Consider the following 15,593-nt stretch of genomic DNA (forward strand, 5'->3'; position numbering starts at 1 on the left):
CGAACCTGCCTCCAGCAGATTCGACAGTGACCCCGGGCTATGCTATTGAACGCCGTTGGCGTAGAGATGGGATTGAGTGCATGCGACTCTCCAAATGGGTGGCACTCTCCCAATGGGTGGCACAAGAAGCTGCACTGGCGCGTCGTCTTGTGCTTTGATCCGCTAGTTGGCAATGCGTTTGGCCGTTTGCCGGACGCCGTTTTGCAACAGTTCCAACTGGTTGAAATCACCCTTGCTGTCAGCTTTGAAAACAAGTGATGCCGGCACGACTTTGTAGAACCATTCAGTCTCCGATTTCGGATAAACCTGAAACGTCGGTTGATTGGTCACGCCAACCATCAACTTGCCATCGTTCACTTTCACGTCAAAGATAAACGTCGGCGCCAACTGATATCGGCCTTCTAGCTTTTGCATTTTCTCGACCGGTACTCTGACCTGTTCCTCGATTTGTTTCGGCTTGACTGGGGAACCAGCAAGCATTCGCATGAAATCTTCACCCAGCACATCGATCTCTAACACGGCTGTGTTGGAGAGCACGACCACTGCGGCCGGAATGTTTCGATTGACCATCAACATCGAGTGGAAGCCGGCGGTTTGACCGTTGTGCCAGCGGGTCTGGCCATCGCGTGCTAAGTGCCAGCCCAATCCCATGGCAAACGCATCACCCTGGCTGGGCTGATGCTGTTGCCAGGCAAGTTCAATCGCTTTGCCGATGGCATCGTTGGGTGGATCCAAGTTGGCTTGCGCAAAACGCATCATGTCTGCGATGCTACTGCGAATGCCACCGGCGCCAGGCATGTCGGCAAACTCCCACGTCGATGTCGAGTTGCCTGGCGATCGATGTCCCTGGGCAAGCCGTTTCAGTACGTTCGCATCCTCCGTCACAGTGGTTTCCTGCATCATCAGCGGACCACTGATTCGACTATGCAACAGTTGGTCATAAGAAACGGATTGCTGGTTGCACAGCAGAAAGCCCAGCAGTGACGTGGCAAAATTGGAATACTCCATCTTTTCCCCCGGCGCCCGAGTGGGCTGGTGATTCTGCAAAAATTCGAGTGCCAGCTTTGACGTGTAGTCGGCATAGGGATTTTCGCCAGCAATGTTCACCATGTTGTCAGCCAGTCGTGGTAGCCCACTGCGATGAGTCGCCAGATCACGCAGTGTGATTGGTTTATCACCCACCTGTCGAATCTGCGATCCGGCGGGCAATAGTTGCGCCATGGGTTGGTCCAATTTGACTTTGCCCTGCACCACCGCATCGGCCAAAAGCACTCCGGTAAAGACTTTGCTGATCGACCCGATTTCATAGACGGTGTGATCGTCGGCACCTGGCCCATCGGCAGCCGTTTTGCCCGCATGCACGGTCAACGTTTTTCCATCGCAGATCAATCCGACCGACACCCCGACGACACGTTCCGAGTCGACGTAAGTCTGAACCAGCTTACGAACCTGTTCTTGAATGCTGGGGTCGCCCAGGTCCGGCGGCGCAGCATTGGCCGGCGCGACAGAGTTGGGCAACACCAGGTTCCAATAGACCAGCAAGACGCCAATGAAACGGAAACGCATTGAAAATGCCTCGATCGAGAAAAGAGTGACGCAACAGGAGTATAGGCCTGACCAAAGATTGATGTTGAAACCCAGCACTTCGCTCGCGTGTTTTGAAGTTTCGCTTTTGCGCGAGGCATTGGTTTTTGGTAACCCGACGCGACAGCGAGTGATCCCGCTAACACCCAAAATCCCTCGCTGATGCGTCGGGTTGTGATGAAAATCGCAACTTCAAAACTCGCGCGTCTGGCGTGAAGAACCTCCATGAAGGGCGGCCCGGTGGAGACTGCGAACGTGTAAATTGATGCTTTCCTCGTGTCGTTAACCCACTGTAGTGTGTGCTCTATGTTTCGCTTGCTCTGTCGTACCGACCTGATTGTGGTCGCGTTTTTGGTCTCGCTGCTCCATGTCGATCAGGCAAAATCTGAATCGCCCAGCCGCCCCAACATCATTTACATCATGTCCGACGACATGGGGTATTCGGACATCGGATGCTATGGCAGCGAAATCGAAACGCCCAATCTAAACGCGCTTGCCGACAACGGACTGCGCTACACTCAATTTTATAACACCGCACGCTGTTGCCCGACGCGAGCGAGCTTGATGACTGGTCTGTATCCGCATCAAGCGGGCATCGGTCACATGATGCAAGACTTGGGGTACGACGGCTACCGAGGTGATCTAAATCGCAATTGTGTGACGATTGCCGAAGTGTTGCGTCCGGCTGGCTATCGAACGTACATGTCGGGAAAGTGGCATGTCACCAAAGTCATCCACCCTAAAACCGAAGCCGACAAACAGAACTGGCCGTTGCAACGGGGATTCGAACGGTTTTACGGCACCATTCACGGCGCCGGCAGTTTCTTTGACCCCAACACGCTGACCCGCGACAACCAATTCATTTCTCCGGCCGACGATCCCGAATACGGACCCGATCAGCAAGCCAACGGCACGTACTATTACACCGATGCGATTGCCGACCATGCCGTTCGGTTCATCAATGAACATCATTACGAATCCGATGACCAACCGTTTTTTATGTATGTCAGTTTCACTGCTGCCCACTGGCCGATGCATGCACTGGACAAAGACATCCAAAAATACGTCGGCCGCTATGACGACGGCTATGACGCCGTGCGTGCCGCGCGTTATCAGCGAATGGCTTCCCTGGGCGTCATCGATCCCAAGGCAACGACCAACTTCCCAATCTCGGACAAGACCAAAGAAACCGAATTTTGGGATTGGGACAAACGCAATATGGAAGTCTACGCCGCGATGATCGACAACATGGATCAGGGAATCGGACGGATCGTCGACGCACTGCGAGGCACCGGCCAACTGGAGAACACGCTGATCTGTTTCTTTCAAGACAATGGCGGTTGCGCGGAAAACTATGGCCGCCGCGGTGAAGGAAAACCACGCGCCGAATCGGCACCGTTGCCAACGTTAGCCGACGACTATTTGCAGCCCGATATGCAGCCCAAACAAACTCGCGATGGATTTCCCGTACGGACCGGCAAGGGAGTCATGGCGGGGCCGGCCGACACTTACATTGGCTACGGACAAGCCTGGGCGACGGTGTCCAACACTCCGTTTCGTGAGTACAAGCACTATACGCATGAAGGCGGAATCTCGACACCTTTGATCGTGCACTGGCCCGATCACGTGACACGTCACGGAGAACTGGAGCACACCCCCGGCCACCTGATCGATTTGATGGCCACCGCAGTCGATGTCGCCAATGCGGACTACCCCGAAACCGCTCACGGTGGCAACCGAATCAAACCGATGGAAGGTGTCAGTTTGCTACCGACGTTTACCGGCAAAGCAATTGATCGAGAAGCGATCTACTGGGAACACGAAGGCAATCGCGCGATCCGTGTCGGTGACGAGAAACTGGTTGCCAAAGGCCCCAACAGCAAATGGGAACTGTACAACCTGGCGACCGACCGCAGCGAACAACACGATTTGGCGGGCCAGCATCCCCAGCGAGTCGAACAGCTGGCCGCCATGTGGCAGGCCTACGCCAAACGCGCCGATGTCCTTCCGCTACGTCCCAAGAAAAAACGCGACTAGCGAAAGCCAATAAAAACCCCCAGCCCCTTTTTGGGGGCGGGTGGCTGAATTGGGGGCTTGGTGGTCGATCGGCTGCCAATGGTTGGTTGCGGCGTTTTGATGTGGGACATGGCAGGCTGTGATTTAGGCGGCTGTTGTTGCGGTTGGGAAGAGGGTCGCGGTTGCTGGAACGCGATTTGCAACGCGGCTGGCAGTTAGAACAGCCCATTCAATTTCGAGGGCTTCTTCCTCAGACGCTTCAGGAGTTTGCCACGTGTCCAGCCAAACCATCGATCCAGTCCGACTGATCGACCCTCGCCAGGCTTTCGAAAAACCTCCCTTCAAAAATCAATCGCCGATCGAGATGCCCGGTCGAACGTCTCAGATGAATCCACAGCCCGATCACGGCGAACAATCGTATCGGGGGTCGGGGAAACTGAGTGGTTTGTCCGCGTTGATCACCGGCGGCGATAGCGGTATTGGTCGCGCCGTCGCGATTGCATACGCTCGCGAGGGTGCCAATGTCGCAATCAACTATCTCTCGGAAAACGACGACGCCCAGGAAACCGCGCAGCTTGTCAGAGATGCCGGCGTTAAAGCTGCAGTGATTCCGGGTGACCTGCGCGATGAAGCATTCTGCGAACAATTGATTGAAGAATCAGTGGACCAATTGGGTGCGATCGACATCTTGGTCAACAATGCTGCCTACCAAGACACTCGCGAAGAAATTGACGACTGGTCGACGGAGATGTTCGATCGCATTTTCAAGACGAACGTCTACGCCACGTTCTGGCTGTGCCGCGCCGCGATGAACCGTTTGACGGCCGGCGGAAGCATCATCAATACCGCGTCGATTCAAGGCTACAACCCGTCGCCCTACCTGCTTCCCTACTCCGCGACGAAGTCCGCGCTATTGGGGATGACGAAAGGGCTGGCGAAACTGGCCATCGAACACGGAGTCCGCGTCAATGCGGTGGCCCCGGGCCCCGTCTGGACGCCACTCATCCCCGGATCGATGCCCAAGGAAAACATACAGAATTTCGGAGCCGACACGTTATTTGAGCGTCCGGCCCAGCCCGCCGAATTGGCTCCGCTGTACGTTTGGTTGGCAAGTCCAGAGGCCAGCTATGTCACCGCGGAAGTATTCGGTTGCACCGGAGGAAAAACACCGCTTTGATCCCCCCTTTCGCAAGCCACATTACGGAACAGCAAGATGAGCGATAGCCCGATGGAATCGATGCTGGAGCGAGTGGATTCACTTTCTCAGGATCAAAGCCGTGTGTCGTTTGGCGAGGCGTTGGACGCTGCTGGCCAGCGTTCGTTTGCCCCTGTCTTGCTGTTGATCGGACTGATCATGTTGGCTCCCGGACCAGCCGATATCCCTGGGGTGCCAGTCGTGTTGGGCGTTCTGGTGATCATTGTGGCGGTTCAAATCCTGTTCAAACGGGAACACGTTTGGGTGCCCGATTGGATTGAGAAACGCGAAATCAAAAGCGAGCGATTGCATCGAATGATTCGTTGGCTGCAAACGCCAGCGGAATGGTTTGATCGGATCACGCGGCGGCGGTTTCCGTGGCTGGTGGAACACGCCGGCGTTAGCATCATCGCCATTGCCTGCATCATCATCGCCGCAGCAACCCCGATTCTGGAGTTTGTGCCGTTTAGCGCGAACGTGGCCGGTGCGGCCATCGCTGCATTTGGACTGGCATTGATTGCCAAAGATGGCTTGCTGGCGGGTGTCGCGTTAGCTTTCTCGTTAGCCACCATCGGGTTGGTGGTTTGGAATTTGGTGGGTTAATCATCCAAGATTGGAGGTTTTGTCATGCCTGAATGGAACGATAAAGACGAGCGACAATACGAGCACATCAAGTCAAGCCAACTTGATCGTGGGAGGTCGGAGGAAGACGCTCAAGAGATTGCCGCCAGAACGGTCAACAAACAACGACGCGAAGAAGGCCGCACTCCCAACAAGACCACGCAGGGGACCGGGAATCCGAACACCTCTCTTGACGAACGAACCGTCGAAGAACTGCGCAATCGAGCCGCTGACTTGAACATCCGCGGGCGCAGTTCGATGAAGAAGTCTGAGCTGATCGAAGCGATCCGCAAGGCCACCGGTTGAAGCACTGCCGCAGGGTTTAGCCCAACGAATCAGCGAAGACTTTTTCCAGGCCGGACTTGGCTTTGGCCGCAGCGTCACTGCTGATCACGGCGTTGACCTGGAGTTCGCTGGTTCCGATCATTTCGATGTTGGTATCCGTCGCCGACAGGGTTTCGAACAACAGTGTCGCGACGTGGGTGTGGCTGCGTAGACCGATTCCGCTGACGGTGACTTTGGCAATGTCAGCAACACCCTGAACGCCACGCATACCATGGGCCGTCGCGATCTGTTTGGCTACCGCCAGACTTTGCTCGAGCGCACTTTCGTCGACCGTAAAGCTGACGCTGGTCGAACCGTCTTCGCCGTCAAACCCCTGTACGATCATATCCACCGAGATTCCAGCGGCGCCGATGCGTTCGAACATGTCAGCGGCGATGCCTGGGCGATCGGGAACACCCAGCAACGTCACACGGGCTTGATTTTCAACCACTGAAATTCCGGTCAACGTCAACGCTTCCAAGGCATCATCGCGCAGCCGACTGATCAACGTTTCGACTTCGACGCCGGATTCGCGATCCGCTTTGATTTGGTTCCAGGACTTTGCATCGGCGGGTTTTTCGTGCAACCGGAACGCCTGGTGGACGGCGCGCAATGCGGTGGCGGCTTGATCGCGCGGCACCAGCGCGCTGATCTTGATTTCACTGGTTGTGATCATCTGGATGTTCACGTCTGCGCCGGCCAGCGCGCGGAACATCTCGCTGGCCACACCGGCTTGATCGGCCATGTTGGCTCCCACCACCGAGACTTTACTGACGTTGTCGTCGTGGGTGATCCCTTCGGCGCCGATTGCGGCAATGATCGGTTCCAGGGTCTGCAGTGTGGGCTGCAGTTCGTCGCGGCGAACGGTGAACGAGATGTCGGCCTTGCCACCATCGCCAACGTTCTGGACCACCATATCAACGGCGATTTTTTTCTCGGCAATCGCTGAAAACACCTGCAAACTCATTCCCGGCACGTCGGGAACTCCTAACACGGTCACTCGGGCTTCATCAGGCGTCATTGCTGCGCCGCTGACCGGTGCGGTGGCCGATTCTCGTTCGGTCACGATCATCGTGCCTTCGGTGTCCGAGAAACTGCTTCGGACATGGATCGGGACGCCGAATTTTTTGGCAAACTCGATGCTGCGGTTATGCATCACGCCGGCACCCAAACTGGCCAGTTCCAACATTTCGTCGTAACTGATCACATCCACCCGACGGGCTTCGGGCAACAGGCGTGGGTCGGTGGTGTAAACCCCGTCGACGTCGGTGTAAATCTCACAGGCATCGGCTTTCAGGACGGCAGCCAGCGCGACCGCGGTGGTGTCACTGCCGCCGCGGCCGAGCGTGGTGATGTTTAGATCGTTGTCGATGCCTTGGAAACCCGCTGCAACGACAATTTTCCCATCGTCCAACAACCGCTCAATCCGCTCGGTGGAGATCGATCGAATCCGAGCTTTGCTGAAACTACTATCGGTTTGCATCCCGATTTGACCACCGGTCAAACTGACCGCTTCGCTACCCAACGCGTTGATTGCCATCGCGACGAGCGCAACACTGACTTGTTCGCCCGTGCTGAGCAACATGTCCATTTCTCGGGCCGGCGGATTGGGCCCGACTTCGGATGCCAGTTCCAACAAGCGGTCGGTGTTCTTGCCCATTGCGCTGACGACCATCACGACGCGATGGCCTTGGCGCTGGGCACGAATGGCTTTGCGCGCTGCGGCACGGATTTTTTCGACATCGGCAACGCTGGTGCCGCCAAATTTTTGGACGATCAATGACATGGACGAATAGGACAAAGAATGTGACGTGACGAAAACGAGGACTCACTCAAAGCAGTGTTGGATCACCGGCTAATGAAGGCGTCCATCAAATCCCAACCTTGGGCAAAACGGCGTCCGGAATTGTCGGCGGACAATTCGTCGTAGCTGGTTTGGGTGTCGGCATCGATCCCCGTACCAGCCATCGCCAACGGGACCATTCCGTGAGCGTGTTTCTTGGTGCTGCAGAACGTCGGATGGTCGGGAGTGACCAAGATACGGTGATCACCGTACGCAGCCAACGCGGCCGCCAGCGGCGCCACGATGTGCTGGTCGATCTGTTGCAAGGCTTCAATTTTGGCGTCGTGCCGACCCTCATGCGAGGCCTCGTCGGGGGCTTCAATGTGCACACACACCAGATCGAATTCGTCCAGTGCCGCGACCGCGGCTGCGCCTTTGGCGGCATAGTCGGTGTCCAGGTATCCAGTCGCCCCGGCGACTTCGATTCGCGGCCATCCCGCCAGCGCCGCGATGCCTCGTAACAGGTCGACCGCAGTGATCATGGCACCCCGGACCGCGAAACGTTCCTCAAAGGTGGGCATCGACGGAGCGCCGCCCAAACCCCACAGCCAGACATTGGTCGCCGGACGTTTGCCCGCTTTGATTCGTGCGGCATTGACCGGATGGCCGGCAAACACATCGGCCGATCCATTCATCAATCGAACCAATAAATCGCTGCCGGGCCCACGAGGAAAATCGTCAGCAACCGATAGATCGGTCAGGTCGTGTGGCGCGCTGGTGCGGGTTTCAGCGGAAAACGGCGGTGGCGTATCGGCATCGCCACGGTAGATCAAAAGGTTGCGGTAGCTGACCCCGGGGACGAACTCGAAACGGCCCCCGAACTCACTTAACAGCGCTTCGCCTGCGGCGGCCAGCAACTGGGTCGATTCTTCGCTACTGATATGATCTGCGGTGAAGTCGACCATCACCTGGTCTTCGATGGAGACCAAATTACAGCGGGCGGCAAAATCATGCGGCCCCAGCGTGATGCCCCCGGCAGCGGCTTCCAGGGGGGCCCGACCGGTGAAATACTGGTACGGGTCATAGCCGAACAAACACAAATTGGCCACCTCGCTGCCGGCTGGAAAATCGGCCGGCGTGTTGTTTGCCAGCGCAAGTGACCCACGTGCGGCGATCGCATCCATTGCCGGCAATGTGGCGGCTTGCAGAGGCGTTTTTCCACCCAGAGCCTCGATCGGCTCGTCGGCGCATCCGTCCGGGATCACAATGACATACTTCATGTTTCTGGCTGGGAAAATCGCTGATTTGGGGAAGGGCCTGTCGCAAACAATCCCCTAGTTTCATGTAGAAAGCGTGAAATCGGAAGGGGCCGGACGGATCGCTTTTAACTCACTTCGTCGGCCAGTTCGTTTAGCAGGGCGACGCCGGCGTGCAGTGTCTGGTCAGTGGCTGCGAAGCTGATGCGGAAATGTGTGTCGTGTTGGCTGAAAATCTTGCCGGGAATGATCAACAATCCTCGCTCAATCGCTTTGTGCACGAACGCTTCGCCACCGGCCGACCCGGGGGCTTTGGGGAACAGGTAAAATGCGCCGCCGGGGCGGGTGAATTCGAATCGTTCTGACAATCCATCACAAATCAAGTCGCGTTTGCGGCGATAGTCGGCGATATGGCCGTCCAAGCTGACCTCCATCGCGCGCAAAGCCCCCCACTGCGCGGGTTGGGGGGAACAGACAAACGAATACTGTTGGATCTTCAGCATCGTCGCGATCACTTCTTGAGGGCCGTGGACAAAACCAACGCGCCACCCGGTCATCGCATGGCTCTTGCTGAATCCGTCGATCACGATGGTGTCGGGATTGAATTCGGCCGGTGAAACGAAATCACCGTCGTAGTGAAACCGGGAATAGATTTCGTCAGACACCAACGCGATGTTCTTGTCCGCCGCCAACCGCGCGACCGCTTCCAACTGCTCCCGCGTCGCCGTGACGCCGGTGGGATTGGCGGGACTGTTCAACAAGATCATTTTGGTTTTCGAAGTGATTGCGGCAGCGATCTTGTCCGGATCCAAAGCAAAATCGGGATAGGAATTGATCGGCACCGGTACACCACCGGACATTTTTAACAGCGCTGGATACATCACGAAGAACGGATCCAGATAAATCACTTCGTCGCCTGGATTGACCATCGACATCATCGACAGCATCAGTCCGCCGCTGGTACCGCTGCTGACAAACACGTCGCGGTCGGCGTGTCCATAGCGCTGATCAATTTCCGTCTTAAGCGCCTGGCGTAGCGGTGCGATTCCCTGCGTCGGTGAGTAGGCGTTTTTGCCGCTACGGATCGCATCGACCGCAGCATCTTGGATCGATTCCGGCACGTCGAAATCGGGCTGCCCGATCGACAGGTTGATCGGATCTTTTAGTTTGGCTGCCAAATCAAAGACTTTGCGGATTCCACTGGCGTCAAACGTGGTCGTGCGGTCGGCGATCCAAGGATGCATGTTTTTGCTATGCTGCGTGGTGGAGATATCTGTGGGATGACAAAACCGTCATTCTCAAAGGTCTGGATTCTAGACGAGAGGAAGCTTGTGGCCGAGGTGTTGTATGTGGAGCCGGTTATTCGATTCTGCGCGGTGATTTCGCAAGACGATCAGGTCCGTCGCCGAGCAATTGAAAAACTAGAATCGGAGTGGGGGAAACTCGTCTTTCAATCGGCTCCACTGCCCTTCCTCGCAGGCGGATTTTATACCCCAGCGATGGGCGCTGGTCTGCGGAAAGAACTGCTAGCATTTGAACAGCCTCTCAGTCCAGACGGTCTGGCGGATTGGAAGCTTTGGACCAATGCGGTCGAGGCGGAGTTTCCGTCGACCGACGACTCGATCAAGCGACCGTTGAACTTGGACCCCGGTTACATCACGCAAGCCAAATTGGTGTTAGCGACGACCAAGGATCGTGACCACAGGATCTACTTGCGCAACGGAATTTTTGGCGAGATCACGCTGACCTACAGCGCTAAAAAATGGAATCACCATCGCTGGACCTATCCCGACTATCGCACCGACAAGGTTTGTGAGTTCGTGATGCAATGCCGCAATCATCTGCGAGAACGACTGCTGGCCGGCGACGGATTTCGCAATCGAAAATCAACCGGTTAGTGAAATCGTTCGCTGGCAGCGCTGTTGAATTGGTAACCCGACGCGTCGGGTTTCCAAAAACCAATGCCTGCCGCAAATAACGCAACTTCAAAATGGGTGCACCGGCTAGTCGATCAATACGTTTGGTAAAGACGTGAAACAAGCATCGGGTGCAGCCCCTTGGCGGTGCTGATCATCCGCAACGGTTGTCGATCCAAGAGACGATCCCATTTCACCAATTCACGATTCGGCAGGTCGGTTTGCCAGCGAAAGAATTGATGCATCATCGCCAGATACATGTCCGCCTGGGCGCGTCGCCATTTAGGCCGGTCGGGGCGCGTGAAGTCGACGAAATAGAACAGGCCACCGTCTCGCAGTCCGGCAAGCCACTGAGGCAGCAGACGCTGTAATTCCGATTCCGCGAAGCAGTCTAGGAAAAATGGGGCCACCAATAGATCGAAGGCGCCGGGCGGTGGTTCATATCGGGCGGCATTCTGACATTCAAAGCGAACCCGCTGGGCCGCCCCCACGCGTTCTACCCGAGCGAGTTGACGCCGCAGCATCTGACGACTTTGATCGATGCTGGTGACCTGGCACTGTGGCTGTCGGCGACAGAATTGCTGTAACAATCGACCGTCTCCGTCGCCCAGGAACATCGCGCGCCGAAGCGGCGGCAATTGCGACAACAACGCCACGCGAGCTTGTTGCAACCGCCGCCCAAACGCAACGTATTCCAGCCAGCGATAGGGCGCGGCCAAACGGTCATAGCCGCGAACAGATTGATCGGGGGGATTCATTGCGTCGGCATTCCGATCATCGCAGCGACGCAGCGGACCGCAACCCAAACCAGTGGAGGAAACAGCACCGCCGCGTCGGCCAACAAGCTAAACGTCGGAACCGGAAGGCTGACACTATGCAAATCCCAGTCAGAACCACGCTGGCTGACCGGGTGGCGATGCACCCGCGTGACCGCCCACAACAGCAATTGGCCGCCTACCAAGCAGCTGGCTACCAGCGCCGGCACTCGTCCAACGCTGAATAATATTCCAGTCATCAGGATTTGAATCGTCAAAGCGAGTGGTAACCAGTGGGCCGACCGGGGATGTAGCGTTGCCCAGGATGTAAATCCCTGGTGTTGATCCAACCTGCGCTCCCAACAGGCAACCGCAATGCAATTGGATGCAAACAAACATCCGGCTAATCCGGTCGACACCAGCAACTCGGCACCTTGATGCGGGAACTGCTGCATCCAGGCCGACAGACTGACGCCCGATGAAAACACCATGCCCGCAACCAGTTCTTTGGGAAACCACTGCCGCCAACGTCCGCTCGATTGAACTGCGATCACGTAGACAACAACCGCCGCCACCAACGCCGATCCCCAGACCAGTTGGCCGCGAGTCGCCATCAGGGCGCCCAGCATCACATCCACGATCGCCACCACGCACCAGATTGCTGACAACGCGCGACGTTGAATCCAATGCACCTGGTGCCGCAGTGTGTGTGGATGCTGTGGCGTCAACCGCCGGGAATCCAGCAACCGATCCAGGGTGTAGATCAACCAGATCGACAACCCTAGCACTACACTTTCGTACCAGATCGGATCGCGTGAACAAAATGTGTTGGTCATCACCAGGTGCCAGCACAACCCGATGGCAACGGCATCCAGCGAATACACGTGCAACCAGCACCACGCCGCAAGAGGTGTGGACGCCGCAACATCGTGATCGACCTTCACGCGGTGCGACGCTGGTACTCGGCCAATCCATGCAGCGCGTGGTACAGCACACCGCACTCCAAATCGATTCCGCGGCATTGCTGCAATACGCCACACAGTTTTCGCACGCTGCGCTGCACCCAATCCGATCGCAGGGTTTGCTGGTCGGCACTAATGGCTAGAAATTCCAGCACATGGCCGGTGGTCCCCAACATCTCGCCCAAATCGTTGCACCAACCGCTGCGATGCATGTAGGACGTGCTGTAGGACCCGTCGGGGTTTTGGTTGACCCGTGCCATTTCGATCGCGGCATCGAGATGCTGCTGCGCATCGGACCAAACGCCGGTCAATGGATTGCCTTCGGAGACCCGCTTGCGAACGGCAAATGCGATTCCGATCAAACGATGGGTCCCGCCGCAGACGCTGGCCGAAAGATCCCGCATGACCTCGGATTGCAACAACAATTCGGTGCTGTAGTCGTCGCCATCGCGTGCCGTCCAGCGATAATCGGTGGGGCGATACATTGACAGTGGAATCAGCGTCCAACTGAATTCGGTCTCGTAGTTCAACGGCACATCCCATTCGGCTTGCCGCATCCAGTCATCTATTTTCAAAGTGTGTTCGCCCACAACCCAGGGAGCATTCACCCCCAATCCGGCTTGAGCGACCACGGCCAGCCATTGATCTCGGTGACCTTGGCCGATTTTGGTGGACGCCTCCAGATCGACACGCAGTCCCCAGCGCTGGTCATCATCCAGCCGATCCCCCAGGCTGGGCTGAAATCCTGAGCAGGTTCCGCCATCGGCAAAATAGGCGAGAGCAGAGGTGCGGCCAGCCGGCGTGTCGACTTCAAATTCATCGCCATAGGCCAAGACGCCGTGAAAGATCTGCCAGGCACCGTTGACCATCGTCGACAAACCACGCGTCTGTTTTTCGATTCGCAGCGTTTGATCGACCAATACATCGATCGGAACGGTTTCAGAATCACCCTCAGCGGCGGGCATTGGCGACGATTCCGGCATCGCCAACGGACATCCGGCCAGCATCAACGCGGCGGCGGACGTGGCCGAGCAACCGAGCACCCGTAGCGCGTCGCGGCGATTGTGTTTCATCGAGAAGGAAACTGAATTCATGAACAAATCGAACAGTAAAGAGACGGCCAAAATCGGCCGACCGTCGCAGCGAGATGCTGGTCAGCGTCGAGTTTCTAGCAGCATAACCCCAATCGCCCCAAAATGCTCGGCGGGCATTCGCCAGAGACCTGTGTAATTTAGCCGCGGCAATTTCGCCCAGATTGGGACTCGTCGATTTTTGACAACGCGCGTAGACTTAAATAGCCGGCGACGGATGCGCCTCCCTGATTTTATTCTCGATCACTGCCGAACGATTTCTGTCGAACCATGCCCAACGAGCAAGACATTTACGAAGAACACGTCTTGGATCACTACGAAGATCCCTATCACCGCGGCCCGCTGGAAACGGCGACCCATGAAGACGAGGGGAAAAACCCGCTGTGCGGGGATTTGATCCAAGTTTCGCTGCGTCTGGGGGCCGACGGAAAGATCGAGGAGGCTTGGTTTGATGGCGAGGGATGTGTGATCAGCCAAGCGTCGGCATCCATGCTGATCGAAAAGCTGGAAGGAAAAACCGTGGAACAGGCCAAGGAGTTCAGTGCCAACGAAATGCTGGAACTGTTTGGCCCCCAGTTGACGCCGAACCGCCAGAAATGCTGTCTGCTGTCTTGGCGTGTGTTGCAGTCCGCCTTGCATTCTCCCATCAATGATCCTTCAGATGACTCCGAAACCGGATCCCAGTTTGGCGGGCCGAGTCTGGGCGAAGAAAGCTAACGATGTCGTTTGATCCAAACCGCTATCGCGATGATTTCCCAATTCTCAGCCGCTGTGCGGCCAGTGGTGCGCCGCTGGCATTCCTGGACAACGCTGCCAGCACGCAGCGTCCCCAAGCGGTGATTGATGCGGTCAGCGATTGCTACCAGCGTTATTATGCCAATGTGCATCGCGGGATCCACACGTTGAGCGAAGAATCGACGGCCGCCTACGAGCAAGCGCGCTCGACGACCCGTCAGTTTATCAACGCCGCCTCGGACTGTGAAATCATTTTCACCGCGGGAACCACCGCGGCCATCAATACCGTCGCCCACAGTTGGGGCAATACCAACCTGGCGGCCGGTGACGTGGTGCTGCTGACCATCGCCGAACACCACGCCAACATCGTGCCCTGGCACCAATTGGCAGAGCGCAGCGGATGCCGCGTGGAGTTTCTGCCGTTGGGCGATGACTTCACGATGAACGACCAACTGGTCGCTGAAAAACTTCAGTCGCTGAATCCGAAACTGTTTGCCTTCACAGCGGCCAGCAACGTGATCGGTACTCGTTTCCCGGTCGCCACCTGGACTCGATTGGCCCACGATGCCGGTGCGACGGTCTTGATTGATGCCGCCCAGGCCGCTCCCCATGAAACGGTGGACGTGCAACAGTGGGACGCCGACTTTGTCGCCTTCAGCGGGCACAAGATCTGCGGGCCAAACGGAATCGGTGTGCTGTATGGCAAACAGAAATGGTTGGAAGCGATGCCGCCGTTTCTAGGTGGCGGAGGCATGATCGATCGAGTCACGACCACCGGGTTCACACCTGCCGAGTTGCCCGAAAAATTCGAAGCGGGAACGCCTCCGATCGCCCCGGCCATCGGCCTGGCCGCTGCAATGCGCTACCTGCAAGCCGTCGGTTTGGACGACATCGCGCAGCACGAGCATGTGCTCTGCAAGGCTGCTGATACAGCGTTGCGGGAAATCCCAGGCGTACAGATCATCGGTCCAACGCCTGACAAGAAAGGTGGCATCGTCAGTTTTACGATCGATGGCGTGCACGCCCACGACGTAGCCCAGTGGTTGGATACCCGCGGTGTCGCCGTCCGCGCAGGTCACCACTGTGCGATGCCACTGCACGATTCGTTAGGTAAGACGGCGTCGACCCGCGCCAGTTTTTACCTCTACAACACGCTGGACGAAGTCGAACGATTCGTCGCCGCGGTCAAAGAAGCTCGTGAAAAATTCGCTCGAGGCGGGCGGCGTCGTCGTCGCCGCAACCCCTCGCCAGCGTCTTAGGTTCGCCGGACTGTTCGTTCTGTATTGCAGGTCCGTCCCCCCCTGCATCTCCCCCGATCCCACTGAACCCTTGGCGGGATCAGCTACGACCATCGC

14 protein-coding genes are annotated in these 15,593 nt (G+C 57.0%); 7 read left to right on the forward strand and 7 right to left on the reverse strand.

The features are described 5' to 3' along the window. Positions 1-162 precede the first annotated feature (162 nt). Entirely contained in the window at positions 163-1,566 is a 1,404-nt protein-coding gene (locus NHH03_RS09185; RefSeq protein WP_253155510.1) for a serine hydrolase domain-containing protein, read from the reverse strand. 324 nt (positions 1,567-1,890) lie between these two features. Here NHH03_RS09185 and NHH03_RS09190 point away from each other — a divergent pair, with 324 nt between their 5' ends. From NHH03_RS09190 to NHH03_RS09205, 4 genes are all read left to right on the forward strand, one after another. After that, positions 1,891-3,621, forward strand: coding sequence for an arylsulfatase (locus NHH03_RS09190; RefSeq protein ID WP_253155512.1), 1,731 nt, complete (start codon positions 1,891-1,893; stop codon positions 3,619-3,621). Positions 3,622-3,985: 364 nt separating this feature from the next. Continuing rightward, positions 3,986-4,777 carry an SDR family oxidoreductase gene (locus tag NHH03_RS09195; protein ID WP_253155514.1) on the forward strand — a complete coding sequence of 264 codons (792 nt, stop codon included), beginning with the start codon at positions 3,986-3,988 and terminating at the stop codon, positions 4,775-4,777. 36 nt (positions 4,778-4,813) lie between these two features. Then, positions 4,814-5,398, forward strand: coding sequence for an exopolysaccharide biosynthesis protein (locus NHH03_RS09200; protein ID WP_253155516.1), 585 nt, complete (start codon positions 4,814-4,816; stop codon positions 5,396-5,398). Between the two features lie 24 nt (positions 5,399-5,422). Further along, positions 5,423-5,722 (forward strand): Rho termination factor N-terminal domain-containing protein, encoded by a 300-nt coding sequence (locus NHH03_RS09205; protein ID WP_253155518.1) that lies wholly within the window; start codon positions 5,423-5,425, stop codon positions 5,720-5,722. A gap of 16 nt (positions 5,723-5,738) precedes the next feature. Here the strand turns inward: NHH03_RS09205 and NHH03_RS09210 are convergent, their stop codons facing one another. The 3 genes from NHH03_RS09210 to NHH03_RS09220 form a co-directional block, all read right to left on the reverse strand. After that, positions 5,739-7,526, reverse strand: coding sequence for an aspartate kinase (locus NHH03_RS09210; RefSeq protein WP_253155520.1), 1,788 nt, complete (start codon positions 7,524-7,526; stop codon positions 5,739-5,741). A 62-nt stretch (positions 7,527-7,588) separates the two neighbouring features. After that, a complete protein-coding gene (locus NHH03_RS09215; RefSeq protein WP_253155522.1) occupies positions 7,589-8,803 on the reverse strand; it encodes a cofactor-independent phosphoglycerate mutase in 1,215 nt (404 codons plus the stop codon). Positions 8,804-8,907: 104 nt separating this feature from the next. Beyond that, a complete protein-coding gene (locus NHH03_RS09220) occupies positions 8,908-10,023 on the reverse strand; it encodes a pyridoxal phosphate-dependent aminotransferase (RefSeq protein ID WP_253155523.1) in 1,116 nt (371 codons plus the stop codon). On the opposite strand from NHH03_RS09220, the gene NHH03_RS09225 reads away from it, so the two are divergent. After that, entirely contained in the window at positions 10,018-10,677 is a 660-nt protein-coding gene (locus NHH03_RS09225) for a DUF4416 family protein (protein WP_261364175.1), read from the forward strand. The genes NHH03_RS09220 and NHH03_RS09225 overlap by 6 nt on opposite strands. Before the next feature lie 113 nt (positions 10,678-10,790). On the opposite strand, the gene NHH03_RS09230 is transcribed toward NHH03_RS09225, so the two are convergent. From NHH03_RS09230 to NHH03_RS09240, 3 genes are read right to left on the reverse strand one after another with little or no spacing between them, the layout of a single operon-like run. Beyond that, positions 10,791-11,453, reverse strand: a complete 663-nt coding sequence (locus tag NHH03_RS09230) for a class I SAM-dependent methyltransferase (RefSeq protein WP_253155524.1) — start codon at positions 11,451-11,453, stop codon at positions 10,791-10,793. Next, entirely contained in the window at positions 11,450-12,394 is a 945-nt protein-coding gene (locus tag NHH03_RS09235) for a hypothetical protein (protein ID WP_253155525.1), read from the reverse strand. Before NHH03_RS09235 ends, NHH03_RS09230 begins: the two co-directional genes overlap by 4 nt. Further along, positions 12,391-13,506, reverse strand: coding sequence for a hypothetical protein (locus NHH03_RS09240; protein ID WP_253155526.1), 1,116 nt, complete (start codon positions 13,504-13,506; stop codon positions 12,391-12,393). Before NHH03_RS09240 ends, NHH03_RS09235 begins: the two co-directional genes overlap by 4 nt. Before the next feature lie 267 nt (positions 13,507-13,773). Between NHH03_RS09240 and sufU the strand changes: the two genes are divergently transcribed. After that, complete coding sequence (gene sufU, locus NHH03_RS09245) at positions 13,774-14,220, forward strand: Fe-S cluster assembly sulfur transfer protein SufU (protein WP_253155528.1); 447 nt, start codon at positions 13,774-13,776, stop codon at positions 14,218-14,220. A gap of 2 nt (positions 14,221-14,222) precedes the next feature. Further along, positions 14,223-15,497 (forward strand): aminotransferase class V-fold PLP-dependent enzyme, encoded by a 1,275-nt coding sequence (locus NHH03_RS09250; RefSeq protein ID WP_253155530.1) that lies wholly within the window; start codon positions 14,223-14,225, stop codon positions 15,495-15,497. Positions 15,498-15,593 lie beyond the last annotated feature (96 nt).

It is taken from the genome of Stieleria tagensis (assembly GCF_024129865.1).
In the GTDB taxonomy this organism is placed as follows: Bacteria; Planctomycetota; Planctomycetia; order Pirellulales; family Pirellulaceae; genus Stieleria; species Stieleria tagensis.

Coding starts and splice junctions, on each gene's coding strand:
- NHH03_RS09185 (WP_253155510.1), bottom strand. CDS start 1,566: ATGCGTTTCCGTTTCATTGGCGTCTTGCTGGTCTATTGGAACCTGGTG.
- NHH03_RS09190 (WP_253155512.1), top strand. CDS start 1,891: ATGTTTCGCTTGCTCTGTCGTACCGACCTGATTGTGGTCGCGTTTTTG.
- NHH03_RS09195 (WP_253155514.1), top strand. CDS start 3,986: ATGAATCCACAGCCCGATCACGGCGAACAATCGTATCGGGGGTCGGGG.
- NHH03_RS09200 (WP_253155516.1), top strand. CDS start 4,814: ATGAGCGATAGCCCGATGGAATCGATGCTGGAGCGAGTGGATTCACTT.
- NHH03_RS09205 (WP_253155518.1), top strand. CDS start 5,423: ATGCCTGAATGGAACGATAAAGACGAGCGACAATACGAGCACATCAAG.
- NHH03_RS09210 (WP_253155520.1), bottom strand. CDS start 7,526: ATGTCATTGATCGTCCAAAAATTTGGCGGCACCAGCGTTGCCGATGTC.
- NHH03_RS09215 (WP_253155522.1), bottom strand. CDS start 8,803: ATGAAGTATGTCATTGTGATCCCGGACGGATGCGCCGACGAGCCGATC.
- NHH03_RS09225 (WP_261364175.1), top strand. CDS start 10,018: ATGCATGTTTTTGCTATGCTGCGTGGTGGAGATATCTGTGGGATGACA.
- NHH03_RS09220 (WP_253155523.1), bottom strand. CDS start 10,023: ATGCATCCTTGGATCGCCGACCGCACGACCACGTTTGACGCCAGTGGA.
- NHH03_RS09230 (WP_253155524.1), bottom strand. CDS start 11,453: ATGAATCCCCCCGATCAATCTGTTCGCGGCTATGACCGTTTGGCCGCG.
- NHH03_RS09240 (WP_253155526.1), bottom strand. CDS start 13,506: ATGAATTCAGTTTCCTTCTCGATGAAACACAATCGCCGCGACGCGCTA.
- sufU (WP_253155528.1), top strand. CDS start 13,774: ATGCCCAACGAGCAAGACATTTACGAAGAACACGTCTTGGATCACTAC.
- NHH03_RS09250 (WP_253155530.1), top strand. CDS start 14,223: ATGTCGTTTGATCCAAACCGCTATCGCGATGATTTCCCAATTCTCAGC.